Origin of the sequence: Streptomyces argenteolus (assembly GCF_042902585.1) — a bacterium.
Lineage (GTDB): Bacteria > Actinomycetota > Actinomycetes > Streptomycetales > Streptomycetaceae > Streptomyces > Streptomyces argenteolus.
Genome location: NZ_JBIBEG010000002.1, coordinates 478758 through 505080 on the forward strand (window position 1 = coordinate 478758; position 26323 = coordinate 505080).

22 protein-coding genes are annotated in these 26323 nt (G+C 70.5%); 19 read left to right on the forward strand and 3 right to left on the reverse strand.

Translation table 11 applies throughout. The features are described 5' to 3' along the window. Positions 1–161 precede the first annotated feature (161 nt). Genes ACFY8O_RS08690 through ACFY8O_RS08710 form a run of 5 tightly spaced genes read left to right on the forward strand, consistent with a single transcriptional unit; the run spans position 162 to position 6777 of the window. On the forward strand, positions 162–1280 hold the full coding sequence (locus ACFY8O_RS08690) for a DegT/DnrJ/EryC1/StrS family aminotransferase (protein ID WP_145801558.1): 1119 nt from the start codon (positions 162–164) through the stop codon (positions 1278–1280). Continuing rightward, entirely contained in the window at positions 1277–2296 is a 1020-nt protein-coding gene (locus tag ACFY8O_RS08695; RefSeq protein WP_387900140.1) for a Gfo/Idh/MocA family protein, read from the forward strand. Before ACFY8O_RS08690 ends, ACFY8O_RS08695 begins: the two co-directional genes overlap by 4 nt. Then, the gene (locus ACFY8O_RS08700) at positions 2286–3869 is read left to right on the forward strand and encodes a glycosyltransferase family 4 protein (protein ID WP_387900142.1); all 1584 of its coding nucleotides are present in this window, start codon (positions 2286–2288) and stop codon (positions 3867–3869) included. The genes ACFY8O_RS08695 and ACFY8O_RS08700 overlap by 11 nt, the downstream gene beginning before the upstream one ends. Continuing rightward, positions 3866–5497, forward strand: a complete 1632-nt coding sequence (locus ACFY8O_RS08705) for a glycosyltransferase family 2 protein (protein ID WP_387900143.1) — start codon at positions 3866–3868, stop codon at positions 5495–5497. Before ACFY8O_RS08700 ends, ACFY8O_RS08705 begins: the two co-directional genes overlap by 4 nt. After that, positions 5494–6777 carry a nucleotide sugar dehydrogenase gene (locus tag ACFY8O_RS08710; RefSeq protein WP_387900145.1) on the forward strand — a complete coding sequence of 428 codons (1284 nt, stop codon included), beginning with the start codon at positions 5494–5496 and terminating at the stop codon, positions 6775–6777. Before ACFY8O_RS08705 ends, ACFY8O_RS08710 begins: the two co-directional genes overlap by 4 nt. A gap of 254 nt (positions 6778–7031) precedes the next feature. Here the strand turns inward: ACFY8O_RS08710 and ACFY8O_RS08715 are convergent, their stop codons facing one another. Beyond that, positions 7032–7634 carry an acyltransferase gene (locus tag ACFY8O_RS08715; protein ID WP_145801564.1) on the reverse strand — a complete coding sequence of 201 codons (603 nt, stop codon included), beginning with the start codon at positions 7632–7634 and terminating at the stop codon, positions 7032–7034. A gap of 353 nt (positions 7635–7987) precedes the next feature. Between ACFY8O_RS08715 and rplU the strand changes: the two genes are divergently transcribed. From rplU to ACFY8O_RS08745, 6 genes are all read left to right on the forward strand, one after another. Continuing rightward, positions 7988–8308, forward strand: coding sequence for a 50S ribosomal protein L21 (rplU, locus tag ACFY8O_RS08720; protein ID WP_014045903.1), 321 nt, complete (start codon positions 7988–7990; stop codon positions 8306–8308). Between the two features lie 14 nt (positions 8309–8322). After that, a complete protein-coding gene (gene rpmA, locus ACFY8O_RS08725) occupies positions 8323–8580 on the forward strand; it encodes a 50S ribosomal protein L27 (protein WP_014045902.1) in 258 nt (85 codons plus the stop codon). A 141-nt stretch (positions 8581–8721) separates the two neighbouring features. After that, complete coding sequence (gene obgE, locus ACFY8O_RS08730; RefSeq protein WP_145801565.1) at positions 8722–10158, forward strand: GTPase ObgE; 1437 nt, start codon at positions 8722–8724, stop codon at positions 10156–10158. Between the two features lie 280 nt (positions 10159–10438). Further along, positions 10439–11938, forward strand: a complete 1500-nt coding sequence (locus ACFY8O_RS08735) for a D-ribitol-5-phosphate cytidylyltransferase (protein ID WP_145801566.1) — start codon at positions 10439–10441, stop codon at positions 11936–11938. 224 nt (positions 11939–12162) lie between these two features. Then, complete coding sequence (locus tag ACFY8O_RS08740) at positions 12163–14262, forward strand: hypothetical protein (RefSeq protein WP_387900148.1); 2100 nt, start codon at positions 12163–12165, stop codon at positions 14260–14262. Between the two features lie 396 nt (positions 14263–14658). Beyond that, positions 14659–15888, forward strand: a complete 1230-nt coding sequence (locus ACFY8O_RS08745) for a glycosyltransferase family 2 protein (RefSeq protein ID WP_387900149.1) — start codon at positions 14659–14661, stop codon at positions 15886–15888. A 20-nt stretch (positions 15889–15908) separates the two neighbouring features. Here the strand turns inward: ACFY8O_RS08745 and ACFY8O_RS08750 are convergent, their stop codons facing one another. Further along, positions 15909–17333, reverse strand: coding sequence for a polysaccharide pyruvyl transferase family protein (locus ACFY8O_RS08750; RefSeq protein WP_387900151.1), 1425 nt, complete (start codon positions 17331–17333; stop codon positions 15909–15911). Between the two features lie 293 nt (positions 17334–17626). Between ACFY8O_RS08750 and proB the strand changes: the two genes are divergently transcribed. From proB to ACFY8O_RS08775, 5 genes are all read left to right on the forward strand, one after another. After that, positions 17627–18745: a glutamate 5-kinase gene (proB, locus tag ACFY8O_RS08755; RefSeq protein ID WP_145802731.1), complete on the forward strand. Its 1119-nt coding sequence runs from the start codon at positions 17627–17629 to the stop codon at positions 18743–18745. A 128-nt stretch (positions 18746–18873) separates the two neighbouring features. After that, a complete protein-coding gene (locus ACFY8O_RS08760) occupies positions 18874–19359 on the forward strand; it encodes a hypothetical protein (RefSeq protein ID WP_145801571.1) in 486 nt (161 codons plus the stop codon). A gap of 464 nt (positions 19360–19823) precedes the next feature. Continuing rightward, the gene (locus ACFY8O_RS08765) at positions 19824–21107 is read left to right on the forward strand and encodes a glutamate-5-semialdehyde dehydrogenase (RefSeq protein WP_145801572.1); all 1284 of its coding nucleotides are present in this window, start codon (positions 19824–19826) and stop codon (positions 21105–21107) included. Positions 21108–21182: 75 nt separating this feature from the next. Then, the gene (locus ACFY8O_RS08770; protein WP_387900153.1) at positions 21183–21782 is read left to right on the forward strand and encodes an SCO2584 family spore wall biosynthesis protein; all 600 of its coding nucleotides are present in this window, start codon (positions 21183–21185) and stop codon (positions 21780–21782) included. 1162 nt (positions 21783–22944) lie between these two features. Continuing rightward, entirely contained in the window at positions 22945–24069 is a 1125-nt protein-coding gene (locus ACFY8O_RS08775) for an SCO2583 family membrane protein (RefSeq protein ID WP_387900155.1), read from the forward strand. Here the strand turns inward: ACFY8O_RS08775 and ACFY8O_RS08780 are convergent. Continuing rightward, positions 23999–25141, reverse strand: a complete 1143-nt coding sequence (locus ACFY8O_RS08780; protein WP_387900157.1) for a M48 family metallopeptidase — start codon at positions 25139–25141, stop codon at positions 23999–24001. The genes ACFY8O_RS08775 and ACFY8O_RS08780 overlap by 71 nt on opposite strands. 110 nt (positions 25142–25251) lie before the next feature. Here ACFY8O_RS08780 and ACFY8O_RS08785 point away from each other — a divergent pair, with 110 nt between their 5' ends. From ACFY8O_RS08785 to nadD, 3 genes are all read left to right on the forward strand, one after another. Next, positions 25252–25404, forward strand: a complete 153-nt coding sequence (locus ACFY8O_RS08785) for a hypothetical protein (protein WP_167526116.1) — start codon at positions 25252–25254, stop codon at positions 25402–25404. Between the two features lie 84 nt (positions 25405–25488). Beyond that, positions 25489–25650 carry a hypothetical protein gene (locus tag ACFY8O_RS08790; protein WP_167526117.1) on the forward strand — a complete coding sequence of 54 codons (162 nt, stop codon included), beginning with the start codon at positions 25489–25491 and terminating at the stop codon, positions 25648–25650. A 38-nt stretch (positions 25651–25688) separates the two neighbouring features. After that, a complete protein-coding gene (gene nadD, locus ACFY8O_RS08795) occupies positions 25689–26306 on the forward strand; it encodes a nicotinate-nucleotide adenylyltransferase (protein ID WP_145801576.1) in 618 nt (205 codons plus the stop codon). Positions 26307–26323: the final 17 nt, after the last annotated feature.

A 26323-nucleotide genomic window follows, 5' to 3' on the forward strand; every position in this document is an offset into this window, starting at 1 on the left:
AACTACGGTCGGTGACCGGCACGGTTCAGGACAGACCGGGCCCAGTTTCCTCGGTAGGGCGTCGGCATTCCGCCGGTGGGGTTTTGCGCGGCCTCGTGAGACGTCCCGCATCCCAGACCTCTGCCTGTGAAGAGCTCTTGCGGTGTTCAAGGAGGACGTCCATGACGAGCATCAACGAGCAGCCGATTCCTGCTGCCCGCCCGGTCATCGGTGAAGAAGAGATCGAGGCAGCCGTACGTGTGCTGCGCAGCGGTCGCGTCGTGCAGGGCCCGGAGGTCCAGGCCTTCGAGGAAGGCTTCTCCGAGCTGGTCGACGGCCGTCACTGCGTCGCCGTCAACTCCGGTACCTCCGCTCTGCACATGCTGCTGCTCGCGCTCGGCATCGGCCCCGGCGACGAGGTGATCGTTCCTTCCTTCTCCTTCGCGGCCTCCGCCAACGCGGTCCGGCTGGTCGGCGCCGACGTCGTGTTCGCCGACATCGAGCCCGGCAGCTACGGCCTGGACCCGGCTGCCGTCGAGGCGGCCGTCACGCCGCGCACCGCCGCCGTCATGCCGGTGCACCTCTACGGTCACCCGGCCGCGATGGACAAGCTCATGCCCATCGCGGAGAAGCACAAGCTCGCGGTCGTCGAGGACGCCTGCCAGGCGCACGCCGCTGCCCTGAACGGCACCCCCGTGGGCGCGTTCGGTGCGGGAGGAACGTTCAGCTTCTACCCGACGAAGAACATGCACTCCCTCGAGGGCGGCATGGTCACCACGGCCGACGCCGAACTCGCCCGCACCCTGCGCCTGCTGCGCAACCAGGGCATGGAGGCGCGGTACGCCAACGAGATCGTCGGCGCCAACATGCGCATGACGGACGTGGCCGCCGCCGTCGGCCGCGTACAGCTCACCAAGGTCGGTGGCTGGACCGAGCAGCGCCGCGCCAACGCCGCGTACCTCGACGCGCACATCACCGCCCCCAACGTCACGACGCCGCCGGTCGCCGAAGGCGCCCGCCACGTCTACCACCAGTACACGATCCGGGTGCAGGGCGACCGCGACGCCGCGATGGCCAAGCTCACCGAGGCGGGCATCGGCAACGCCGTCTACTACCCGACCCCGATCCACCGGCTCAAGCCGTACTGGGAGCCGGACCAGAAGGCCGGCCGCACCTGGGACCTGCCGGAGACCGAGCGGGCCGCAGCCGAGGTCGTCTCGCTGCCCGTCCACCCGTCGCTGAGCGAAGGCGACCTGGCGCGCATCGCCGACGCCGTCAACTCGCTGGGGGAGAACCTGTGACCGCCGTACTGAGGGCAGGCCTCATCGGCCTCGGTTCCATGGGGCGCAACCACGCCCGGGTCCTCGCGGGGCTCGAAGGCGTGACCCTGGTCGGCGTCGTCGACCCGATGGGTGACAAGAACGGCTGGGCACAGGGTGCCCCCGTCCTGTCGACCGTCGAGGAACTCATCGCGCTCGGCGTCGACTACGCGGTCGTGGCCTGCCCGACCGCCCTGCACGAAGAGGTCGGTCTCCAGCTGGCCGACGCCGGGGTCTGCGCACTGATCGAGAAGCCGCTCGCCGACACCGTCGAGGGCGCCCGCCGTCTCGTCGAGGCCTTCGAGTCGCGCGGTCTCGTCGCCGGAGTCGGTCACATCGAGCGCTGCAACCCGGCGCTGCGCTCCCTGCGCAGCCGCCTGGAGGCCGGCGAGCTCGGTGACGTCTTCCAGGTCGTCACCCGCCGCCAGGGCCCCTTCCCCCACCGCATCGCCGACGTCGGTGTGGTCAAGGACCTCGCCACGCACGACATCGACCTGACGGGCTGGGTGACCGGCCGGACGTACAGGTCCATCGCCGCCCACACCGTGTCCAAGTCGGGCCGTCCCCACGAGGACATGGTCTCCGCGGTGGGCCAGCTCTCCGACGGCACCATGGTCAACCACCTGGTCAACTGGCTGAGCCCGCTCAAGGAGCGCTTCACCTCGGTCACCGGCGAGCGCGGCTGCTACATCGCCGACACCCTCACCGCCGACCTCACGTTCCACTCGAACGCGGCCGTGACGACCGAGTGGGAGGCGCTGCGCGCGTTCCGCGGCGTCTCCGAGGGCGACATGATCCGCTACGCCATCCCGAAGCGTGAGCCGCTGCTGGTCGAGCACGAGCTCTTCCGGGACGCCGTGCGGGGCGAGTCGGCCGATATCTGCACTTTGCGGCAGGGGCTGCGTACCGTTGAGGTGGCGGCTTCGGTCCTGGAATCGGCACGAAGCGGCCGTACCATTGTTCTTGAGACAGGAGAGCCCGCTCATCATGGCGGTTGAGAGTTCGGTGGCGGGGGCGCAGCGCAGCTCCCGCGGCAAGATCGTCATGCTGGTCGACAACGGCGTGAACGGCGATTCGCGTGTCCAGAAGGAGGCACGTTCGGCGGCTGCGGCCGGCTGGGACGTGGTGCTGCTGGGCAAGTCGCCGACGAAGAAGGGCCAGCGCTGGCACCTCGGCGATGCCGAGGTCCGCCTGCTGCACGTCCCGACGCCCATGCACCGCCGGCGTCACGAGTACCGGCGCGCCATCCTCCGCGCGCCGCTGGCCTACCGGCCCGGGCCGCTGGCCGCGTACCGCAGGCAGCGGATGAAGGCCTGGCGTACGGAGCTGAACATCCGGCTCATCGAGGCCGGGCGCCGGGGGAACGCCGTCGACAAGCTCAAGCTGCTCCCGCCGCGGCTCGTCTCCAAGGTGATGAGCAAGTGGGTCGGGCTGCGGGCCAAGCAGTCGAACGCCCTGGAGCAGCGGCGCAAGGACATGAACTCCCCGCTGGACCGCTTCACCACGGCGTTCTGGCTGCGCACGATGGGGGACCGCGCCTGGCGCCGCCTCGACCCCGCCCTGTGGGACATGGAGCTCGCGTACGGCAAGGTCATCGACTCCCTCGAGCCCGACCTGATCCACGCCAACGACTTCCGCATGCTCGGTGTGGGCGCGCGGGCGAAGCTCAGGGCCGAGGCCAAGGGCCGCTCGGTCAAGCTCGTCTGGGACGCCCACGAGTTCCTGCCGGGCATCAAGCCCTGGAACCCGCATCCGCGCTGGCACGTCGCCCAGTGCGCGTACGAGCGCGAGTTCTCGAAGTACGCCGACGCCGTGACGACGGTCTCGGAGACCCTCGCCGAGATGCTGGCCGACCGGCACGGTCTCAAGACCAAGCCGGAAGTGGTGCTGAACGCGCCCGACGCGGAGATCTCGCCCGAGCAGGCCGCCGAACCCGTCCCGGACCTGCGCGAGTTGTGCGGGATCGGGCCGGACGTGCCGCTCAGCGTCTACAGCGGTGCCGCCGCCCCGCAGCGTGGGCTCGACATCATGGTCGAGTCGCTGCCGCAGCTGCCCGGGACGCACGTCGCGTTCGTCGTCCTGCGTCCCACGTCGGACTACATGAACCAGCTGACCGCCCGGGCCGTGGAGCTCGGTGTGTCGGACCGGCTGCACATCCTTCCGTACGTCCCGCACTACCAGGTGGTGCCGTTCCTGGCGTCGGCGGACGTCGGCGTCATCCCGATCCACCACTGGCCGAACCACGAGATCGCCCTGATCACGAAGTTCTTCGAGTACTCGCACGCCCGTCTGCCCTTCGTCGTCAGCGACGTCAAGACGATGGGCGACATGGTGGCGCAGACGGGGCAGGGCGAGGTGTTCAAGGCTGAGGACGTCGCGGACTACGTCCGCGCGGTCAAGGCCGTGCTCGCCGACCCCAAGAAGTACCGCGACGTCTACGAGGACCAGGGGCTGCTCGACGAGTGGACCTGGGAGGCGCAGGCCGAGGTGCTCGACGGCGTCTACACCCGTGTGCTCGGCGGCAGCAGCCGCGACAGGACCCCGGCAAGTGTTGCCCAGGTGGTGGCATGAGCGGAAGACCTGATGTCACGGTAGTCGTAGCCGTCTACAACACGATGCCCTACCTGACGGAGTGCCTGAACTCGCTCGTCGGGCAGACCATCGGGCTCGACCGTCTGGAGGTCGTGGCGGTCGACGACGGTTCGACGGACGACAGCGGTGCCGAGCTCGACCGCTTCGCCGCGCGCTACCCCGGTACGGTCAAGGTCATCCACCAGGCCAACTCCGGTGGCCCCGCCGCGCCCAGCAACAGGGCGCTGGAGGTGGCCACCGGCCGGTTCGTCTACTTCATAGGCTCTGACGACCACCTCGGCGAGGAAGCCCTCGAACGCATGGTGGCCTACGCCGACGAGCACGGATCCGACGTGGTCATCGGCAAGATGGTCGGCACCAACGGCCGGTACGTCCACCAGAAGCTCTACAAGAAGAACGACCCCGACGTCAGCCTCTACCGCTCCAGCCTGCCCTTCACGCTGGCGAACACCAAGCTCTTCCGCCGCGAACTGGTGGAGAAGCACGGGCTGCGCTTTCCCGAGGACCTGCCGGTCGGAAGCGATCAGCCGTTCACCATCGAGGCGTGCGTCCGGGCCCGGAAGATCTCGGTCCTCTCGGACTACACGTTCTACTACGCGGTCAAGCGCGGGGACTCCAGCAACATCACCTACCGGGCCGATCACCTGTCCCGGCTGCGCTGCACCGCCGCGATCATGAAGCACGCCGCCTCACTCGTCGAGGCGGGACCCGACCGGGACGCGCTCTTCGAGCGGCACTTCACCTGGGAACTCGCCAAGCTGATCCAGGGCGACTTCCCCATGCTCGACGCCACGACCCGGCAACAGGTCTGCGAGGGGATCGCCGCTCTCGCGGACGAGTACCTCACCGACGCGCTCAGGGACTCCCTGGACGTCAAGCGCCGGGTCCGCATCTGCCTCGCGCAGGCGGGCGCCGTGGACGAACTGGTCCGCGCGATCACCGAGGAGGCGGAGCACGGGGCCCCGCCCTTCCACCTCGAGGACGGCCGGGCGTTCGCGATGTACCCCGGTTTCCGCGACGAGGCCCTCGGCCTCCCCGACCGCGTCTACGAGCTGGTGGGCGAGGCCGTCCCCGGGCGGCTGGCGCAGGGGACCGAGCTGGTCGAGGCCGCATGGGACCAGAGCGGTGACGACCTGGCCCTCGTCCTCACGGCCCGGATCGGTGTCCTGGGCGACACCGGCTCCCTGACCGTGCGCCTCGCCAAGGGCGCCATGCCGAAGAGCGCGGACAAGCCGGGCGCGCGCCGGCTGCCCGCCGACCACGAGCTCCCCGCCGCCGAGGGGGAGTTCGCCCGGACGACGTCCGAGGACGGCAGGGCGACCGTCGTGCGCGCCCGTATCCCGGTCCGGGCCGTCAAGGCGAAGCTCGGCGTCCGTGTCTACGTGGACGTGGCAGGCTCGACGTACGAGATCCCCGTGCGGACCGGGGGAAGGCCGCTGCCCCTGGCCCGCCGCTGGCGGCAGGCCGTCCCGTACAGGGTCAGCGCGAACCAGAACCCGAAGGGCCGGCTCGTCATCACGACGGCTCCCCTGTGGGAGATCGAACCCGGTGCGGGCAAGCGGCTGCGCCACATGCTGTCCAGGCTGAAGAGGAAAGTAACCCGATGAACATCTGTGTAGTCGCGCTCGGCAAGATCGGCCTTCCGCTCGCCGTGCAGTTCGCGGCCAAGGGCCACAAGGTCATTGGCGCGGATGTCAACGAGAAGGTCGTCGAGCTGGTCAACGCGGCCACCGAGCCGTTCCCCGGCGAGCACGACCTGGACGTCAAGCTCAAGGAGACCGTGGGCGCGGGCCTGCTCTCCGCGACGACGGACACCACGGCCGCGGTCGCCGCGTCCGACGCCGTCGTCGTCGTCGTCCCGCTCTTCGTGGACGCCGAGGGCACCCCGGACTTCGGCTGGATGGACGCGGCGACCAAGGCGATCGCCGCGGGCCTGAAGCCGGGCACCCTCGTCAGCTACGAGACCACCCTCCCGGTCGGCACCACCCGCACCCGCTGGGCGCCGATGCTCGCCGAGGGCTCCGGTCTCACCCCGGGCCGCGACTTCCACCTCGTCTTCTCCCCCGAGCGTGTGCTGACCGGCCGGGTCTTCGCCGACCTGCGCCGCTACCCCAAGCTCGTCGGCGGCATCGACGAGGCGTCCTCCCAGCGCGGCGTGGAGTTCTACGAGGCCGTGCTCGACTTCGACGACCGCGAGGACCTGCCGCGCCCGAACGGCGTCTGGGACCTCGGCACGGCGGAGGCCTCCGAGCTCGCCAAGCTCGCCGAGACGACCTACCGCGACGTCAACATCGGTCTGGCCAACCAGTTCGCCCGGTTCGCCGACAAGAACGACATCGACGTCAAGAAGGTCATCGAGGCCTGCAACAGCCAGCCCTACAGCCACATCCACCAGCCCGGCATCGCCGTCGGCGGCCACTGCATCCCGATCTACCCGCGGATGTACCTCTGGAACGACCCGGAGGCCACCGTCGTGCGCTCGGCCCGCGAGGCCAACGCCGCGATGCCCGAGTACTCCGTCGACCTGCTGGCCGCCGCCTACGGCGACCTGGACGGCGCCGGGGTCCTGGTGCTGGGCGCCGCCTATCGCGGTGGGGTCAAGGAGACCGCCTTCTCCGGTGTCTTCGGTGTGGTCGAGGCGCTGAAGGCGCGCGGCGCCGTGCCGTTCGTCTCGGACCCGATGTACACCGCCGATGAGCTGACCGCGCACGGCCTCGTGCCGCACGAGGGCCAGACGGTCACCGCCGCGATCCTCCAGGCCGACCACGCCGAGTACCGTGAGCTCTCCGCCGCCGACCTGCCGGACGTCCGCGTCCTGGTCGACGGTCGCCGTACGACCGACCCCGCCAACTGGGAGGGCGTCCGCCGCGTCGTCATCGGCGGCTGACCGCTCCGAGACAGGGGAAGGCCCCGTCCGCCTCGCGGACGGGGCCTTCGCTCTGCGCTGTGACGGGCCGCCGGAGCCCTGGGGCTCCGGTAGCGCCCGGTCGCGGCGTTCGGGCGCGGAGCGGGGAGTCCTGGGCTTTCACGGCCCCGCGGAGTCCTCCGTGGGCCCGTGCCCGGGGCTTCCTCGACTTCCCCGGGCCACAGACCTCTCGCGTGCCGCGGGCCGGGGCCCCGGACTCTCCTGGCGTGGAGCGCTCAGGCCGCGCGCTCCGTGAGCACGCCGTCCGTCTCGTCGTGCAGCGCGCCCGTCTGCGGGCACTCCCAGACGCCCGGCTCGCCCGCACGCTCGACGAGCTTGACGCCGCTGCGGCCCACCCAGCCGATCCGGCGGGCCGGAACGCCCACGACCAGACCGAAGTCCGGCACGTCCTTGGTCACCACGGCGCCGGCCGCGACCATGGCCCACCGGCCGATCCGTACCGGGGCGACGCACACCGACCGTGCACCCAGCGAGGCGCCCTCGGCGACCTTCACGCCCACGGCCTCCCAGTCGCCACCACGCTTCTGCTTGCCCTCGGGGTCGACGGAGCGCGGATTGTGGTCGTTGGTGAGGACCACGGCGGGACCGACGAAGACGCCGTCGCCCAGCTCGGCCGGCTCGTAGACCAGGGCGTAGTTCTGCAGCTTGACGTTGTTCCCGATCCGGACGCCGGTGCCCACGTACGCGCCGCGCCCGATCACGCAGCCCTCGCCGAGCTTTGCGCCCTCACGGATCTGTGCGAGCTCCCAGACGCTGCTGCCGTCCCCGATCTCGGCGCTCTCGTCGACCTGGGCGGTGGGCTGGACCCTGTAGTTCACGTCGTGTGCCTTCCTGGCGGGCGGAGTTGCCAGGAGAGCATACGAGTTCGGCCGCCGGCGTCCGTGAACGGCTGCCTCCGCCCCGCCACGGCGCCTACCCGGCCCGCTGATGCGGACGGCTGGATCCGGGGGGCCGTCGACGAGGAGGGGTGGGGTGGCGGCCGGTTTGACCCCCCGCACCCCGCCCCGTAACCTTGACCCTCGGCGTGTTTCTGTGCGCCTACCCCCTGAGCACATCCCTCCCGGTGATCCGTCCCCGGGGGAGGCCGCTCATCCTTCCGGACTGTCGCGGGCCCCGGCCCGCGCGGGCGGCTGGCATCAGGGGATCCGTTCCGAGTGAGAGAGAGATCCGCGTGTACGCCATCGTGCGCAGCGGTGGTCGCCAGCACAAGGTTGCTGTCGGCGACATCGTTGAGGTTGACAAGATTTCCACCGCCAAGGTTGGCGACACGGTCGAGCTCTCGACCCTGCTCGTTGTCGACGGTGACGCCGTGACCAGCGACCCCTGGGTCCTGGACGGCATCAAGGTCCAGGCCGAGGTCGTGGACCACCACAAGGGCGCGAAGATCGACATCCTTCGCTACAAGAACAAGACGGGTTACCGCCGCCGTCAGGGTCACCGCCAGCAGTACACGGCGATCAAGGTCACCGGTATCCCCGCGGCTGCGAAGTAAGGGACTGAGAAGACATGGCACACAAGAAGGGCGCATCGTCCACTCGGAACGGGCGCGATTCCAATGCTCAGCGGCTCGGCGTGAAGCGCTTCGGCGGTCAGGCCGTCAACGCCGGTGAGATCCTGGTCCGCCAGCGCGGCACCCACTTCCACCCGGGCACGGGCGTCGGCCGTGGCGGCGACGACACGCTGTTCGCGCTGACCGCCGGTGCGGTGGAGTTCGGTACGCACCGTGGCCGCAAGGTCGTGAACATCGTTCCCGTCGCTGCCTGATCCAGGCACCGGCGAGACGACACAGCACCTTCCGAGGGCGGATCTCAGCTTTCCCGGCAACCGGGGAAGCGGGTCCGCCCTCGGCGCGTTACGTCAAGAGACAATTCCGTTTTTTTTCCGCAGTACCTGGAGGCCCCCACCATGACCACCTTCGTGGACCGCGTCGAGCTGCATGCCGCCGCGGGTAACGGAGGCCACGGCGTGGCCTCCGTACACCGTGAGAAGTTCAAGCCGCTGGGCGGCCCCGACGGGGGCAACGGCGGGCGCGGCGGCGACGTGATCCTCGTCGTCGAGCAGTCCGTCACCACGCTGCTGGACTATCACCACCACCCTCACCGCAAGGCCACGAACGGTCAGCCCGGCGCGGGTGACAACCGTTCGGGCAAGGACGGCCAGGACCTCGTGCTCCCCGTCCCGGACGGCACCGTCGTCCTCGACAAGGCGGGCAACGTGCTGGCCGACCTCGTGGGACAGGGCACCACCTTCGTCGCGGGCCAGGGCGGCCGTGGCGGCCTCGGCAACGCCGCGCTGGCCTCCGCCCGCCGCAAGGCGCCCGGCTTCGCGCTGCTCGGCGAGCCGGGGGAGAGCCGGGACATCGTCCTGGAGCTCAAGACCGTCGCCGACGTCGCGCTGGTCGGCTACCCGAGCGCCGGGAAGTCCTCGCTGATCTCGGTGCTCTCCGCGGCCAAGCCGAAGATCGCGGACTACCCGTTCACGACCCTGGTGCCCAACCTGGGCGTCGTCACCGCGGGCTCGACCGTCTACACCATCGCGGACGTCCCCGGGCTCATCCCGGGCGCCAGCCAGGGCAAGGGCCTCGGCCTGGAGTTCCTGCGGCACGTGGAGCGCTGCTCCGTCCTCGTGCACGTCCTGGACACCGCGACGCTGGAGTCCGACCGTGACCCGCTCTCCGACCTCGACATGATCGAGGAGGAGCTGCGGCTGTACGGGGGCCTGGAGAACCGCCCGCGCATCGTCGCCCTCAACAAGGTCGACATCCCGGACGGCCAGGACCTCGCGGACATGATCCGCCCGGACCTGGAGGCCCGCGGCTACCGCGTCTTCGAGGTCTCGGCCATCGCGCACAAGGGCCTCAACGAGCTCTCGTACGCCCTCGCGGGGATCATCGCGGAGGCGCGCGCCAGCAAGCCGAAGGAGGAGTCGACGCGGGTCGTCATCCGCCCCAAGGCCGTCGACGACGCCGGTTTCACCGTGACCCTGGAGGACGACGGCATCTACCGCGTGCGCGGCGAGAAGCCCGAGCGCTGGATCCGGCAGACCGACTTCAACAACGACGAGGCCGTCGGCTACCTCGCCGACCGGCTCAACCGCCTCGGCGTGGAGGACGAGCTCCGCAAGGCGGGTGCCCAGGCCGGCGACGGCGTGGCCATCGGCGCCGAGGAGAACGCGGTCGTCTTCGACTGGGAGCCGACCATGGCCGCCGGCGCGGAGATGCTGGGCCGTCGCGGTGAGGACCACCGCCTGGAGGCCCCCCGTCCCGCCGCCCAGCGCCGCCGCGAGCGGGAGTCCGAGCGGGACGACGCCCAGCGCGAGTACGACGAGTTCGACCCCTTCTAGGCCGGTCGTGCCGGGCGCCCCCGCCGCGCGTGGGGGCGCCCGGATTCACAGCGAATCGCCAGGTGGCGGGCGTCGGGGCCGTCGGCGATGTGGGGATTGCGTAAGACTCTGTGGAGTCCGTCACTCCGGGTACGGGGCTCCGGGGGCGCAATCTGCCTGGCCAGGCGGTGAACTGCGGGTTTCCCCACGGCAAGCGCCGGTAAACGTCCGCCTTGCGAGACGGTCACGGAGAGTGCGACCATCACACTGTTCCCCCCTGTCATCGCAAGGTAGGTCGTCTGTGTCTGTGCCGCATGAAGCCAAGCCCCGGACCACAGCGGTCGTGCTCGCCGGTGGAACCGGTCAGCGTGTGGGACTGGCGATCCCCAAGCAGCTGCTGAAGATCGCCGGTAAGGCAGTCATCGAGCACACGCTGAGCATCTTCGAGAACGCCGAGGACATCGACGACGTCATCGTGCTGATGGCGCCCGGCTTCGTGCCGGACGTCGAGAAGATCGTCGCCAAGGCCGGCCTGACCAAGGTCACCAAGATCATCGAGGGTGGCAGCACCCGGAACGAGACCACCGAGCGCGCCATCGCCGCCCTCGGTGAGGGACTCGCGGCGGGCGAGGACCGGAACGTCCTCTTCCATGACGCGGTGCGCCCCCTGCTGTCACAGCGCGTCATCAAGGACTGTGTCGAGGCCCTCGAGCGCTACCAGGCCGTCGACGTCGCCATCCCGTCCGCGGACACGATCATCGTCACCCGCACCCACGGCGAGGACGGCGAGTTCATCACCGACGTCCCGGACCGGTCCCGGCTGCGCCGCGGCCAGACCCCGCAGGCGTTCAAGCTGTCCACGATCCGCAAGGCGTACGAGGTCGCTGCCGGGGACCCGAACTTCCAGGCCACCGACGACTGCTCGGTCGTCCTGCGGTACCTCCCCGACGTGCCGATCTACGTGGTCGCGGGCGACGAGTACAACATGAAGGTGACCCAGCCGGTCGACGTCTTCATCACCGACAAGCTCTTCCAGCTGGCCTCCACGGCGGCCCCCCGCCAGGCCGACGAGGCCGCCTACCGCGACCTGCTCTCGGGCAAGACCCTGGTCGTCTTCGGCGGTTCCTACGGCATCGGCGCCGACATCGCCACGCTGGCCGAGCAGTACGGCGCCAGCGTGTACGCGCTGGGCCGCTCGACCACCGGCACCCACGTGGAGAACCCGGAGCACATCGACGACGCGCTCTCCAAGGCGTACGCCGAGACCGGCCGCATCGACTACGTGATCAACACCGCGGGCGTCCTGCGCATCGGCAAGCTGGCCGAGACGGACAACACGACGATCCAGGAAGCCCTGAACGTCAACTACCTGGCGCCGGTGCAGATCGCGCGCGCCTCGTACAAGTATCTGGCGGAGACCCAGGGCCAGTTGCTGCTCTACACCTCCAGCAGCTACACCCGGGGCCGTGCCGAGTACAGCCTCTACTCCTCCACCAAGGCCGCGATGGTGAACCTCACGCAGGCGCTGGCCGATGAGTGGGCCGGCGAGGGCGTCAGGGTCAACTGCGTGAACCCAGAGCGCACCGCCACCCCCATGCGCACCAAGGCGTTCGGTCAGGAGCCGGAGGGCTCGCTGCTCTCCTCCGAAGCCGTGGCGCGCACCTCGCTGGACGTCCTCCTGTCCGCGATGACGGGCCACGTCATCGACGTACGGCAGCAGGACCCGACCCGCGATGTCACCGAGGCCTCGGGATTCGAGCAGGCGCTGGCCTCGGTGTTGGACCGTCAGGAAGATGTGTAATAATTCTTGACAAATGTACTTTTACGGGCCTCTGCGATCATTTCGATGATTGCAGAGGCCCGAGTGCGTGAAGCCGCACCTTCACAATTCCCTCCATACGTGAAACAACCGGCACCCTCTGGAGCAGGTCCTTCGTGATTTCGACAGCCATCCGCCTGGCCCGTGTGGGCAGTCGGTCAGAACTGGCGGCAGCAATACTGATGATGCTGGGTTACCCCTGCGTCATGATCGCCGCTCTTCTTCCCGATATCTGGTTCTTCGCGGCGGCCACGGCTGTCACGTACGTCGCGGACTGGTACCTGCACCAGCGCGGCAGTTACCTGGTCAACAGGCTCGGCAAGGTCCGGGCCGGACTGTCCATCCGCTTCCTGCTCCGCCAGCTGATGATCATCCTTCTGCTGGCCCGGCTGGACCTCGCCGAGGAGCCGCTTTTCTACGCGGCGGTCGCCTGCTTCCTCCTCTTCTACGGTCTGCAGGCCCCGCACGGCGCGCTCACGACGCTGATCCGGCTCCGTCGCACCCTGCCGATCGTCACCCGGAACGTGGACCTGCACGCCGTCCGCATCCCCGACGCCCCGCCGCGTGCCCTGCTGCACCGCTCCAGCGAGAAGATGCTCCACCTCGACCTGCCCGCGGTGGCAGGCATCCTGATCGCCGCCGGCACGGGTGTGGACCTGGCCGGCTACATCGGCGCCGGGGTGACGCTCCTGCTGGCCGTGGTCTTCAACGCCCTGCTCGTCCCGTACCTGCGCCGGAGCCGCCGGGCGCCCTCGGCCCCTGCCGTGCTGAAGGCCCTGGACACCTGGCTGGGCGAGTACCAGCCGACCGTCGTGCTCTACTTCTCCGGCTCCAACGAGTCCGCCTACCAGGGCAACATGTGGCTGGACACGATGGCGGCCGTCGAGGGGCGCCCGCTGATCGTCATGCGGGAGCGCAACCTCGTGCCGCAGCTCGCGGACACCTCCGTGCCGGTGGTCTGCGTGCCCGCGGGCACCCATCTGATGAACCTGAACCTCTCCACCGTCCGCGTGTGCCTGTATCCGGCCAACGTCGGCAAGAACATCCACATGCTGCGCGTCCCGACCATGAAGCACGTCTTCATCGGCCACGGCGACAGCGACAAGCTGGCCAGCGTCAACCCGTACTCCAAGGTCTACGACGAGGTCTGGACCGCGGGCCGCGCGGGCCGCGACCGTTACGCCCTGGCCGACGTCGGCATCCGCGACGAGGACATCGTCGAGGTCGGACGGCCCCAGCTGGCGCCGATCGAGAGCTGGACCGGCAGCACGAAGAACCCCATCCCGACGGTGCTGTACGCCCCCACCTGGGAGGGCTGGGACGACAACCCGGGCAACACCTCGCTGCTGCTGGCCGGTGAGAACATCGTCCGCCGCCTGCTGAAGGCGGACAGCCCGGTCCGGGTCATCTACAAGCCGCACCCGTTCACCGGCATCCGCAGCGCGAAGGCCAAGGCCGTGAACGCCCGGATCAAGGCGCTGATCACCAAGGCCGCCCAGGAGCGTGCCGCCGACCCGCGCTGGGCGAAGGAGGCGTCGGCCGCCGCCGCGGGGCAGAACGCCGCCAAGGCCGAACTGGCCCGCATCGAGGCCCGGCTGGCCGCGCTGGCGATGCCCGGCCGCGCCGGGGGCGACGAGTCGGAGGAGTCGCGGGTCGCCCTCGCCGACCCGGCCCGCCAGGCCGAGATCGCCACCCTGCGCGCCGAGTGGAACGACGCCTACTGGCGCTCCTTCGGCTGGTGGGAGCACAAGACGGTGTCCGGCGCGCAGCCGAAGCTGTACGACTGCTTCAACCAGTCCGACGCCATGGTCTCGGACATCTCCAGTGTGGTGTCCGACTTCATCGCGAGCGGCAAGCCGTACGCCGTGACCGACTCGGCGAAGCTCGGCGCGGAGGAGTTCAAGCGCCAGAACACCGCCGTGCGCGCGGCCGTCATCCTCTCCAACGACGCGGCGGAGATCGACGAACTGCTGAGCGCGGTCGCCGATCCCGCGACGGACCCGCTGGCCGGGGCCCGGCACGAGCTGAAGACCTACCTGCTGGGTCCGGACGAGCCGACCTCCATGGAGCAGTTCAACGCCGCCGTGCGGGCGCTCACGGCCAAGGCTGAGGCCCGCAACGCCGGCGTCGCGCAGCGCCTCGGCGGGCAGCAGCCCGCCCCGCTGCCCGACCCCGAGGCCGCGACCAGCGGCGTCGGTGACGGCGCGGCCGAGGTCGTCGCCGAGGCGGAGGCGGTGGTGGACCCCGACGTGCCGACGCCGGAGGCCGACGCCGAGATCGGCGCGGGTCCCTCGGCGCTCCGCTGACCCCTGCGCGTCCGGCCGGCCGAGCGGCATCCCGCGGCCGGCCGGACGGCGAGCCGGCTCAGCGGCGACGTGCCGCCGACCGGGACGTGGCCGGACATCGACGGTGTGCGGTACCGGTCCTGGGGCGGGACGTCACGCCCTCGGTCCGGCGGAGCCCCGGTGCGCGGACGGCGAGCCGATGGCCGGGGACGGCTGACGGCCAGGTGTAATCCAGCCGTCATCCAGTTGTTCGAAACCCGTCCGGTTCACGACGCAACCCACCCAACGGCTCGTCCGTCTTCCTCCTGGGGAGGAGGAACGTACGGGCCGTTCGGTGTGTCCGTACCAGGAACACGGCATGGGCCGTCGTTTCATCGTTTCTCCTGATCAATGCACGTTTGCGCGAACCGGGGAGAGATGAGTAACAGCACACCAGACGTGACCGTCGTCATCGGCGCCTACGAAGCGATGCCCTACCTGATCCGCTGCCTGGAGTCCGTCGAGGCGCAGACGCTTCCGGCCGGGCGCATGGAGATCGTTGCCGTCGACGACGGGTCGACCGACGGCACCGGGGCGTATCTGGAGGAGTTCGCTGCCCGGACCGCCATCGAGACGCGGGTCGTCCGCCAGGCGAACTCGGGTGGGCCGAGCGGCCCGCGCAACGTGGGCCTCGGGCTCGCTCGTGGCCGGTACGTCTTCTTCCTCGACGCGGACGACTACTTCGGCGAGGAGGCCCTGGAGCGGATGGTCGCGATGGGCGACCGCGCGGGGACGGACGTGGTGCTCGGCAAGGTCGTCGGGGTCAACCGCGGGGCCGCGAAGTCGATGTGGAAGGAGACCGTCGAGCGCGCGGACCTCTACTCCTCCAACATCAAGTTCACCCTGAGCGCCCAGAAGCTCTTCCGGCGGGACCTGCTCGTGCGGCTCGGGATGCGCTTCGACGAGGAGCTCAGGACGGGTGAGGACGCCCTGTTCACCATGGAGGCGTACCTCCGGGGCAACGGCGTCTCCGTCGTGGCCGACTACACCTGCTACTACCTGGTGGGCCGGGACGACGGCAAGCACGTGACCAAGAGCGGCAGTTACCTGCTGCGCTTCGACTCGGCCCGGGCCCTGATGAAACTCATCGCCACGCATGTCCCGCCGGGGCCGAAGCGGGACACCCTGATGGTCCGTCCCCTGGTGATCACGCTGCTCCCGCAGTTCGGGCCCGGATTGCTGCGGCAGTCCGACGAGGTGCGGCAGAGGAAGATGGAGCTGGCGGCCCCGCTGCTGGAGGCGTACTGGACGCCCGGCCTGGCCCGCCGCCTCAAGGTCCAGGAGCGGCTCCGGCTCCTCTGCATCGCGGAGGGCAGGCTCGACCTGCTCCTGGACATCCTGCGGTTCATGCACGAGAAGAAGAAGCCCCGGCAGGTCCGCAAGGGGCTCAGGGGCCGGCTGTACCTGGTCTACCCGCACTTCGGCGAGGGCACGGTGCTGCCCCTGTCGGCGTACGAGGTGACCGTCACCGAGTGGATCGGCCGGAAGCGGGTCGAGGTGCCGGGGCGTCAGTCCACTGCCGCCTTCCTGCGGAGGCTGGTCCGCAAGGCGCGCAGAACGGCCAGAGCGGCCGGGCTGCACATGCCGCGCAGTGCCCACAGGGCGTGAGGCGGCAGTGGACGTGATCCCTACTGCTCGGGGCGCAGCAGCCTGCGGACCGGGCGCCCCACGACGCGCCGGGCGCGACGGTAGGCGGACGGCCACGCGGCCGGGCCCTCGCCCGCCTGCACCTTGATGCTGACCTGACGGGCACTCTTGTCGAGCTGGCTGCGCAGCAGGGCGTTCTGCGAGGACAGCTCGTCCATCCGGCTCCGCATCCAGCCGAAACGACTGGTCAGGGAGTCCAGGTCCGTCTCGGTCCACGGGCGGACGGCCGGCGGAAGGGCGAGCTTGGCCATCTTGGCGTCGAAGGCCTTGCCGCTGTCGCCGTGGTGGAAGGTGTTCTCCAGGCCGTTCTTCTCCATGAAGCCGGCGAAACGCAGGAAGCGCTCCTTGTGGCCGTTCACCAGCTCGCCGAAGTCGGCCGACTCGTACAGCTCCGCGGGGTCGATGTTCTTCGGCGTCTCGGAGATCTTGCGGTGCGGGATGCCGAAGTAGCGGCAGAGCTCCAGGGTTCGCGAGTCGCTGCAGAGCACGGTGCTGGGGACCCCGGCCAGCAGGGCCGCGATGTTCCCGTGGATGCGCGAGCCGAAGGAGAAGTCGAACGCGCGTAGTTCGTCGATCCAGGTGGCCGGGTCGATGTAGAGCCGGACCTTGCCCTCGCGGTACATCGGGTGGGACGGGTGGGTCGGCATCGAGGTCTGGGCGCCGAGCGGGTTCGGCGTCTCCCGCCAGTGGAGCAGCTGGGCCTCGAGGAGGTTCTGCCCGACGAAGCGCAGGTTCGGGTAGCGCTCGTGGGCCTGCCGGATGATGGCGTCGAGGCCGTGCGAGCGCACGGCGCTGTGCGAGCCGTTCACCGAGATCAGGGAGTCGGCGGTGAGCGCCTCGGTCTTGCGCTCCAGCGTGAACGTCTCGCCGTTCATGAACATGGAGGGGCAGCCGATGACCTCGACGTCCCGGAAGCCCATGCCCTTGAGGTACTGCTCGGTGAACTCGCCGCGTACCCCGATGGAGGCGCTGCGGTCGAGGACCTCGGTGACGAACTCCTTGACCGTCGGCTCCATCGGCTTCAGCCGGGAGGCGTCGTACTTCAGGTCGGCCTGCGCGCCCACACCCAGGACGACGACCGGGATGCGCAGCTTCTTGATCAGCTGCGTCATCCGCTTCAGGGGCCGCTCGAACGTCGGGCGGAAGGCGTTGGCGAGGGGCACGACGAAGACGTCGTACTCCTCGTTGATGCGGGCAGCCGCCGACGGATCGGTGCGGATGCCGTTCGAGAAGACCGCCGCCCGCGGAGTCGTCAGAATCTTCTGCGCCGCGTCACTGAAGATCAGGTTGCCGGCGTTGGTGGCGAAGACGTCTCTGTGGAGGGACTCTTCGACTGAGGCAACATCGAAGGGGCTTTTGCCCGATCTGAGCAAAATGCGCTTCTGGCGGGTCGGTTCATCTGTCACATACACGAGGGTAGCCCGATGAATGGCCGGTGGAGATTACGTAAATGGCTCCATTCGGTGCCATGTCGGAACGTGACTCGGGGCGCTTCTTCTGTCGAGTGCCCCCCCGAGGGACAGCCTGTGAGACGGCCGGGTGCCGACGCGGCCCCTCGCGTAGATTGAGGAGACCGAGCAGGACGACGTGATGGGGACGGGCGTACGTGTCAGGGGCAAGGGAATCCGAAGGCGCGGCTGTGGAAACCGGCGGTGCGCCCCGCGCACCCCTGGCCGACGGTACCGGCCGCAGGCCGGGAGTGACCGATGCCCGCAGGATCGTCGTCAAGGTCGGCTCCTCCTCGCTCACCACGGCGGCGGGCGGTCTCGACGCCGACAGGGTGGACGCCCTCGTCGACGTCCTCGCCAAGGTGCGCAGCGGCGGGGAGCGCGAGATCGTCCTCGTCTCCAGCGGTGCCATCGCGGCAGGTCTGGCCCCCCTCGGGCTCGTGCGGCGGCCCAAGGACCTGGCCCGTCAGCAGGCCGCCGCGAGTGTCGGCCAGGGGCTCCTCGTGGCCCGCTACACCGCCTCCTTCGCGCGCTACGGCGTACGGGTCGGCCAGGTCCTGCTCACCTCGGACGACACCAGTCGCAGGGCCCACTACCGCAACGCCTACAGCACACTGGGCCAGCTCCTGGAGATGGGCGCCTTCCCGGTCGTCAACGAGAACGACACGGTGGCCACCGACGAGATCCGTTTCGGGGACAACGACCGGCTCGCCGCGCTGGTGGCCCATCTGGTCCACGCCGACCTCCTCGTCCTCCTCTCGGACATCGACGGCCTCTACGACGGGGACCCGAGCACGCCCGGCACCTCCCGCATCGCCGAGGTGAGCGGCCCCGCCGACCTGGAGGGCGTCGCCATCGGCAGCGCGGGCAAGGCCGGCGTGGGCACCGGCGGTATGGTCACCAAGGTCGAGGCCGCCAGGATCGCCACCGCCGCCGGGATCCCGGTCGTCCTCACCTCCGCGAGTCACGTCGCCGACGCGCTCGCGGGGCGTGACACGGGCACGTACTTCCACCGCACCGGACGCCGCTCGGCCGACCGGCTGCTCTGGCTCGCCCACGCCTCGACGCCCCAGGGCGCGCTGACCCTCGACGAGGGGGCGGTGCGCGCCGTCGTCGAGCGGCGGACCTCGTTGCTGCCGGCCGGGATCAGCTCGGTCGAGGGGGAGTTCTCGGCGGGGGACCCGGTCGAACTGCGCGACCCCGCCGGGCGGCCCATCGCCCGCGGGCTGGTCAACTTCGACGCCAAGGAGATCCCGCAGCTGCTCGGCAGATCCACCCGGGACCTCGCGCGGGAACTCGGCCCGGCCTACGAGCGAGAGGTCGTACACAGGGACGATCTCGTCGTTCTGACGCCCCAACCGGCCCCCTGAAACGGCTGAAAGTCCAGCCTTCGGGCGGAGACCTTCACGAAAACCGCCCCACGCCCGGCCCTGGGCTGGTCAACTTTGTCACGGGGAACAAAGGGGTCAGCAAGCTACGCATTCACAGGAGGCCGCCGGTGAGACGAGCGCGCCCGGGGGCGCTGCCCCGCGGAACGGGCAGCCGCGCCCTGACCAGCGTCGGAGCGGGGGCCGACTTCGTCGGTGCGCCGACCGACCAGACGCTTGAGCAGGAACCGGTGGTGACGGAGGAGGAGCGGACCCCCTCCAGGCTGTGGCACATCACGCTCAGTGTCTCCGGCGGCGAGACTCCGCTGAAGGAGGTCAGACGAGGCCTGGAACAGCTGGCTCACGACCACCCCTTCCTCCTGACCAGCCGGTACGCCAACGACCACGCGGAGATCCGCTACTGGGAGGAGGCCCGGGACCTCCACGACGCCGCGGCGGTCGCGCTGCGGCTGTGGGGGGAGCACCGGTCCAGCGCGAAACTCCCGCCCTGGGAGATCGTCGGCCTCGAAGTCATCGACCGGGAGACCTACCACCTGCGTGTGGCCGAGGGCTACGGGCCGCCGCCGGCCGCCCCGGTCGGGGTGCACCCGTACTGAGCGGTGCTCCGGCGTGCGCCTGTACCGCCCGGTCGGCCACGACGGGGCGTGACTACTGCCCCCGGTAGGACAGGCGCGCGGGGCGTGCGCCGATACGGCCCGAGCCGCCGGCGCGCGTGTGCCCGGTACGGCAGGCGCGCCGGGGTGCGCTGATACCGCCTGGAGCCGCCGGCGCGCGTCGGTACGGCAGGCGCCAGGAGTGCGCCCCTTGCGGCAGTCGTCCGTCCGTGTCGTCCGTGCCCACCGCGGGAAGCGGCGGCGCCGGAACCGGGTCCCGGGCGGGTGAGCCTCGGCCCCGCCCGTTGTGGCGTGTGCCTCGGTGGCCTGGACAGGCCCGTACCGGGAGCCCTCCGGGACCCTCCCGCACCCGCGCCGCGCGAGGGACGTGTGCGGGTGCCGGGACAGCCGTCTCGCATCACGGGATACGTGACGGATGCCCGCAGTGTGCGCATTACCCTGCGGGCATGACCACGCTTTCGCCGTACGACAACATGTCCCCGGTCGCCCAGGCGGCCTACCGGGCACGCGCCGCCGCCGACGACATCGCGCCACTCCCGCGCGCGGCGAAGGACGACGCCCTGCTGGCGATCGCGGACGCGCTCGAGGTGCGTACCAGCGAGATCGTCGAGGCCAACGCGAAGGACGTCGCCCGTGCCAGGGAGGCCGGCACGAGTGAGTCCGTCGTCGACCGGCTCACGCTCACCCCGGAGCGCATCCGCGCGATCGCGGCGGACTGCCGTGACGTCGCGGCACTGCCCGACCCGGTCGGCGAAGTGGTCCGCGGCTCGACCCTCCCCAACGGCATCGACCTGCGTCAGGTGCGCGTACCGCTCGGCGTCGTCGGCATCATCTACGAGGCCCGGCCCAACGTGACGGTCGACGCCGCCGCCCTCTGCCTGAAGTCGGGCAACGCGGTGCTGCTGCGGGGTTCGTCCTCCGCGTACGCCTCGAACAGCGCGCTCGTACGGGTGATCCGCGACGCGGTGGGCGGCTCCGGTCTGCCGGCCGACGCCGTGCAGCTCGTCCCCGGCGAGAACCGGGACTCGGTCCGGGAACTGATGCGGGCCCGCGGCCTCGTCGACGTCCTGATCCCGCGCGGCGGCGCCTCCCTGATCCGCACGGTCGTCGAGGAGTCCACCGTCCCCGTGATCGAGACCGGCACCGGCAACTGCCACGTGTACGTCGACGCGCAGACCGACCTCGACATGGCCGTCGGCATCCTGGTCAACTCCAAGGCCCAGCGCCCGAGTGTCTGCAACGCGGCCGAGACGCTCCTCGTCCACAAGGACGTCGCCGCGGACTTCCTGCCGCGTGCCCTCGACGCACTGGCCGAGGCCGGAGTGACGGTGCACGGCGACGAGCGGGTGCTCGGCTACGCCGAGGGCACGAAGGCCACCGTGGTGGCGGCGACGGCGGAGGACTGGGAGACCGAGTACCTCTCGTACGACATCGCCGCCGCGGTCGTGGAATCGCTCGAGGCGGCCGTGGCGCACATCCGGCTCTGGTCCTCCGGCCACACCGAGGCCATCGTGACCACCTCGCAGGCGGCGGCCCGCCGCTTCACCCAGTTGGTGGATTCCACGACGGTCGCCGTGAACGCCTCCACCCGGTTCACGGACGGCGGGCAGTTCGGATTCGGCGCCGAGATCGGCATCTCCACGCAGAAGCTGCACGCCCGGGGGCCGATGGGGCTGCCGGAACTGACGTCGACGAAGTACATCGTCACCGGCGACGGCCACATCCGATAGCCGGATGCTTCCGGCGGGGCGGGCGAATCTGCGGGCTCTCTGCCCAAAACGCCCCGCCGGGGCTACGCTGAATCCGTGCCGGACGACGTGGGGGGCAGGCCGTTCCAGGACGGCTGGGAGCCCGACGACGACCGCGGAGGCGCGGACGAGGACTTCGCCGCCGTGGTGTTCGACGAGGACTTCGTACGGTCCGCCGAGATCCATGAACCCACCGCGGTCGAGCGACTGGTCGCCGCCGCGCAGGCGCGCGCCGAAGCCGAGGCGAGCAGGGCGCGCTCGGGTGGCGGTGCCCTGGACGACGACCTCTACGAAGAGGGCTACGACCCGGACGGCTTGTACGGCCGCGAGAGCCCTTACGGCGGCTCCTTCGACCCCGACAACCCCGATGGTGTCCACGGCGACGACAGCGGCCCCTACGGGCGCCATGGGGGCGCTCTCCGCCCCTACCGCGGCTCGGCGCGCTGGCACCGGCCGGTGGCGTGGCTGCTCGCGCTGCTGATGGGGATCGGAATGGTGGCGCTGGCCTTCAGCGCCGTCTACCGCGGGGCCGCGGCCAACCGGCAGGAGCAGGTGCCTCCTCCCGTCACGAGCGGGGTCGACAAGCCGGGCGCGGTCCCCTCCGCCCCCGCCGACTACTCGCGCCCTACGGTCTCCGTGGTACCCCGCACGCCGTGAGTCCGGGCGTGCTCCGCCCGGGCCCCGTTCCGTGCGCCTGATCGGGCCGCCGCATTCCGTCACGGACGCCCTCACCCCCCACCACACCTCACTGGGCGAAGGGCGTGTTCCGGCCGCACTCCTGAGGGCCCTGGCCACGCTCCGGGCACCGGCCTTGAGCGAGCAGCCCGGGCGTGCGCCGCGTTGCCCGGCGCCGCGCTCCGGGGGCCGGGACGCGGTCCGGTCGTCGGTTCAGGGAGGCTGGGTGGGTTCTGGCCGCCCCACTCGGTGAGCAGCCCGGGCGTGCGCCGGGTTGCTCGGCGCCGCGCTCCGGGGGCCGGGAGGCGGTCCGGTCGTCGGTTCAGGGAGGCTGGGTGGGTTCTGGCCACCGCACTCCGTGAGTAACCCGGGCGTGTGCCGGGCGCCGGGCTTCGTGAGCAGCCCAAAGTTCGCCGAGCGCCGAGCGCAGGGCCCGCCGTGTCCGGTCGCCGCGCTCCGGGAGGCCAGGGTGTTCGGGCCGCCGTGCTCAGGGAGCCCAGGCGTGCTCGGACCGGGCCTCGTGAGCCGGGACCGGGGAGCGCCCCGCGCGCCGCGTTCCGGGTGGCCGGGTGTGCCACCGCCGCCCCACCCGATCAGCCCACGCGCGCCCTCGGCCGCACCTGAGGGCCCGGGCTTGTTCCAGCAGCACTTCGGTGCAGCCCGGCGTCGCCCTCCGTGAGCAGCCCGGACATGCTTCGGGCGTCGTGCTCAGGTCGTCCGGGAGTGCTCCGGGCGTCGCGTTCCGGGAGGGGAGGGGAGGGGAGGGGAGGAGGCAGGGGAGGCCGGGGCGTGCTCGGGCCGCCGCACCCCGTCAGCCCCGGCGCGACTCGGCCGCACCCCGTGATCGCGGGCCGGGTCGGTTCCCGGGGTGCTCAGGTGGCCTCGGACCCGGTCGCGTTCCAGGGGTGCGCCTCCTGGACGCGCTCCACCTGCGCTCCCACCTGCGGGGCGTTTACCTTGATGACGATCGACCTACTCTGAAGGTATGACCCTGTGACCCCTCCTCCCGTCCCCGTCTCCGGGGAGAGGGGCAGCCACGTGTCCATGTGTCGACCCCGTGACGGACAGGTCCGCCCGAGGCCAAGCGGCCGGGGCGGTTCCCAGCGCCAGTTCTCGCAGGTGGCGCGGAGGACCGGGAGAAGTCATGACAGGCCGCCGAGAACCGCCGGAAGGGCCGCCCGAGAACCCCTCGGGCGGGGATGACGAGTACCGCTCGCTCGTCTTCGACGAATCGTTTGTGCGCGCTGCCCGGCTGCAGGAATTCTCCGCCCAGGAGCGGATGGGCGAGCATGCGCGCGCCGTCCGCTCCCTTCCCGGCCGGGGGACGCGCCGGCACCGCTCCAGGGCCGGCATCGCCTTGGTCGTCCTGATCGCTCTGGCCTTCGCCACCGCCGTCTACATCGGCTTCCGCAACCCCTATCCGACCCCCGTCGGCCGACGCGCCGAACCGCTGCAGACCACCGTGATACCGCTCGCGCCCCAGGGCCCCGTGCCCGGCGGTACCGCCGACGCACTCCTCGCGGACGGCCCGGCCGCGGATGACCGCTCCGGTGCTTCCGGAATCAACCTTCCGACGGTCCGGCGGACGAAGAACTTCTCCGACAGCCAGGTGACGATCGCGCTGACCACGGTCAAGGACTACCTGGTGAACTCCTCTCTCGACCCCGACGTGCTCACCGGCGGCGTCGTCCGCCCGGTCGGGCGGCTGCTCGACCCGGACCAGACGGTGCAGTTCGACCGGAGCATGGATTCACCGGCTGACGACGGCGAGCACGTCGCGACCGGCTGGCTGGTGCGCTTCGACCCGGCTCAGGTGGAGCTCGCCGACCCCGAGATCCGGGTGCGGGGCACCCTCACCTATGCGGAGGCGGGGGCGGACACCCTGGAGGTGGTGTCCGACCACACCTTCACCTACGCGCTGCGGCCCGCCGTGTCCGGCCCCCACCGGCCCGACGGAGCCTCCCTCTTCACCGTCCGCCGCGTCCTGCACTTCCTCGTGGACCGCGAGGACATCCGGCTGCACCGGGTGGAGGTCCGCAACGCCTATGTCCAGGCAGGACCGCAGTCCTGCTCGGCCGACACGGCGGGCACCCTGCATCCGCTGCTCGCAGGTGAGCGGGCGGACACGCGGGGACCCCACGGCACTGACCCGTACGCCACCGGTGTGCCCACCGCGGGCCTCTGCGGCACGCTGACGATCAGCTCCCCGACTCCGGCCCCTCCTCGTCAGGGCCCGGGCGCCGCCACGTCCCCTCCGAGCCGCCCGTAGCATCCGAGGCGCCGCCCTTGCCGGCCGTGCCACCGCCCGAGCCCCCGTTGCCCGCGCCGGTGAACTTGTCCCGGAGCTTGCCGCCGAGGTCGCCCGCCCCACCCGCGATGTCCCCTACGAGCTTCATCAGCGGGTCCTTGCTGGTGCGCACGGAACCCGCGTAGTGCGCTGCGGACTCCCGGAAGGAATCCGTGACCGACGTGTTCTTGTCCTCGTCCCGCCTCGGGTAGTGGCCGTCCATGATGCGCTGGAAGTCCCGGGTCTCCGACCACTTCTTCAGCTCCGCGGCCCGCACCGTGGTGAACGGGTGGGTCCGGGGCAGCATGTTCAGGATCTTGAGCACGGAATCGCGGAGGTCGCCGCCCTTCTCGTACTCGTCTGCCTGGGCGAGGAAGGCGTCCACGTTCATCTCGTGGAGGTGATTGCCTCCCGCGATCTTCATCAGGCCACGCATCGAGGCGCGCAGGTCCTGGCCCACCAGCAGCCCCGCCCGGTCGGCGGACAGCTCCGACTTACGGAACCACTCACGCAACGCCGTCACGATCGCCATGATCGCGACGTTGCCGAGGGGGATCCACGCCACCTTCACCGCGAGGTTGGTGAGGAAGAGCAATATCGTGCGGTACACCGCGTGACCGGAGAGGGCGTGGCCCACCTCGTGCCCCACGACGGCCCGCATCTCCTCCTCGTCCAGGAGCTCGACCAGGCCGGTCGTCACGACGATGATCGGCTCGTCGAGGCCGATGCACATGGCGTTGGGCTGCGGGTCCTGGGTGACGTACATCGGCGGGACCTTCTTGAGGTCCAGGATGTAACACGCGTCCCGCAGCATGTCGTTGAGATGGGTGAACTGGGCGTCGCTCACCCGGACGGAGTCCGACAGGAAGAGCAGTCGCAGACTGCGCTCGGGCAGCAGGCCGCTCAGCGCCTTGAAGACGGTGTCGAAACCGCTCAGCTTCCGCAGCGCCACCAGGGCGGAACGGTCCGCCGGATGCTCGTAGGCCCGTGAGGAGATGTCCGGGAATCGCCTGCGCTGCCTGCTCGGCACGCTCTCGTGACTGGTGTCGGTCATGGATGCCCCCTGTTCGTACGAGACGTCGCTCGTCCCCCTGACAGAAGCCAGCGTATGTGCTGGCGCTACGGTGTGCGGGGGGCTGTGGATAACTTTGAGGAGCGCCCGGAATGCCGCATACCGCCGTACTGCTCGCCGCCGTGTCCGAGGATCAGGGGCCGGGCGACACGCTCCGCGTCGTCCTGCTCGTCGCGCTGGTGGGAGCGGCGCTGCTCGCCTGGTTCCTGCTGCGCGGATACCGCAACGACGACAACAACGACTGAGTCGGCGTGAGCGTGCCCGGAGCGCCCGCATACGATGTGCGCGACGTCTCCCTCCTGATTCCCGATGGATAGGTCCTGCAGAAGATGAGCCTCACGAGCACCGCGCACCAGCTGGTCACCCTCGCCGCCGAAGGCGAGCAGGGCGGTAACCACGAAAGCCTCAGCCCGTACCTCACCGGTGGTGGCGCGCTCTTCGTGCTGCTGCTCCTCCTGTGGATCACCACCCGCTTCAATCGGGACCGCTGAGGCAGACGCGAACAGCTGTGCCAGTAGGGTCTGCACGCATGGGAGAGCAGAAAGTGCCTACCGGCCGCGCCAAGCGCCGACTCGGCGTGATGGGCGGGACGTTTGACCCGATTCATCACGGACACCTGGTGGCGGCCAGCGAAGTGGCCGCCCAGTTCCACCTCGACGAGGTCATCTTCGTCCCGACCGGCCAGCCGTGGCAGAAGAGCCACAAGCAGGTGTCACCGGCCGAGGACCGCTATCTGATGACGGTCATCGCGACGGCGTCCAACCCGCAGTTCTCGGTCAGCCGCAGCGACATCGACCGTGGCGGACCCACGTACACGATCGATACGCTGCGGGACCTGCGCACGGTCCACGGCGACGCGGACCTCTTCTTCATCACCGGCGCCGACGCCCTGTCCCAGATCCTCACCTGGCGCGACGCCGCGGAGCTGTTCTCGCTCTCCCACTTCATCGGCGTGACCCGGCCGGGCCACCTGCTGACGGACGACGGACTGCCCAAGGGCGGTGTCTCGCTGGTGGAGGTGCCCGCGCTGGCGATCTCGTCCACGGACTGCCGTGCGAGGGTCGCGCAGGGCGAGCCCGTCTGGTATCTGGTGCCGGACGGTGTCGTCCGCTACATCGACAAGCGCCAGCTGTACCGCGGCGAATGAGCCACGGAGAGGGGCAC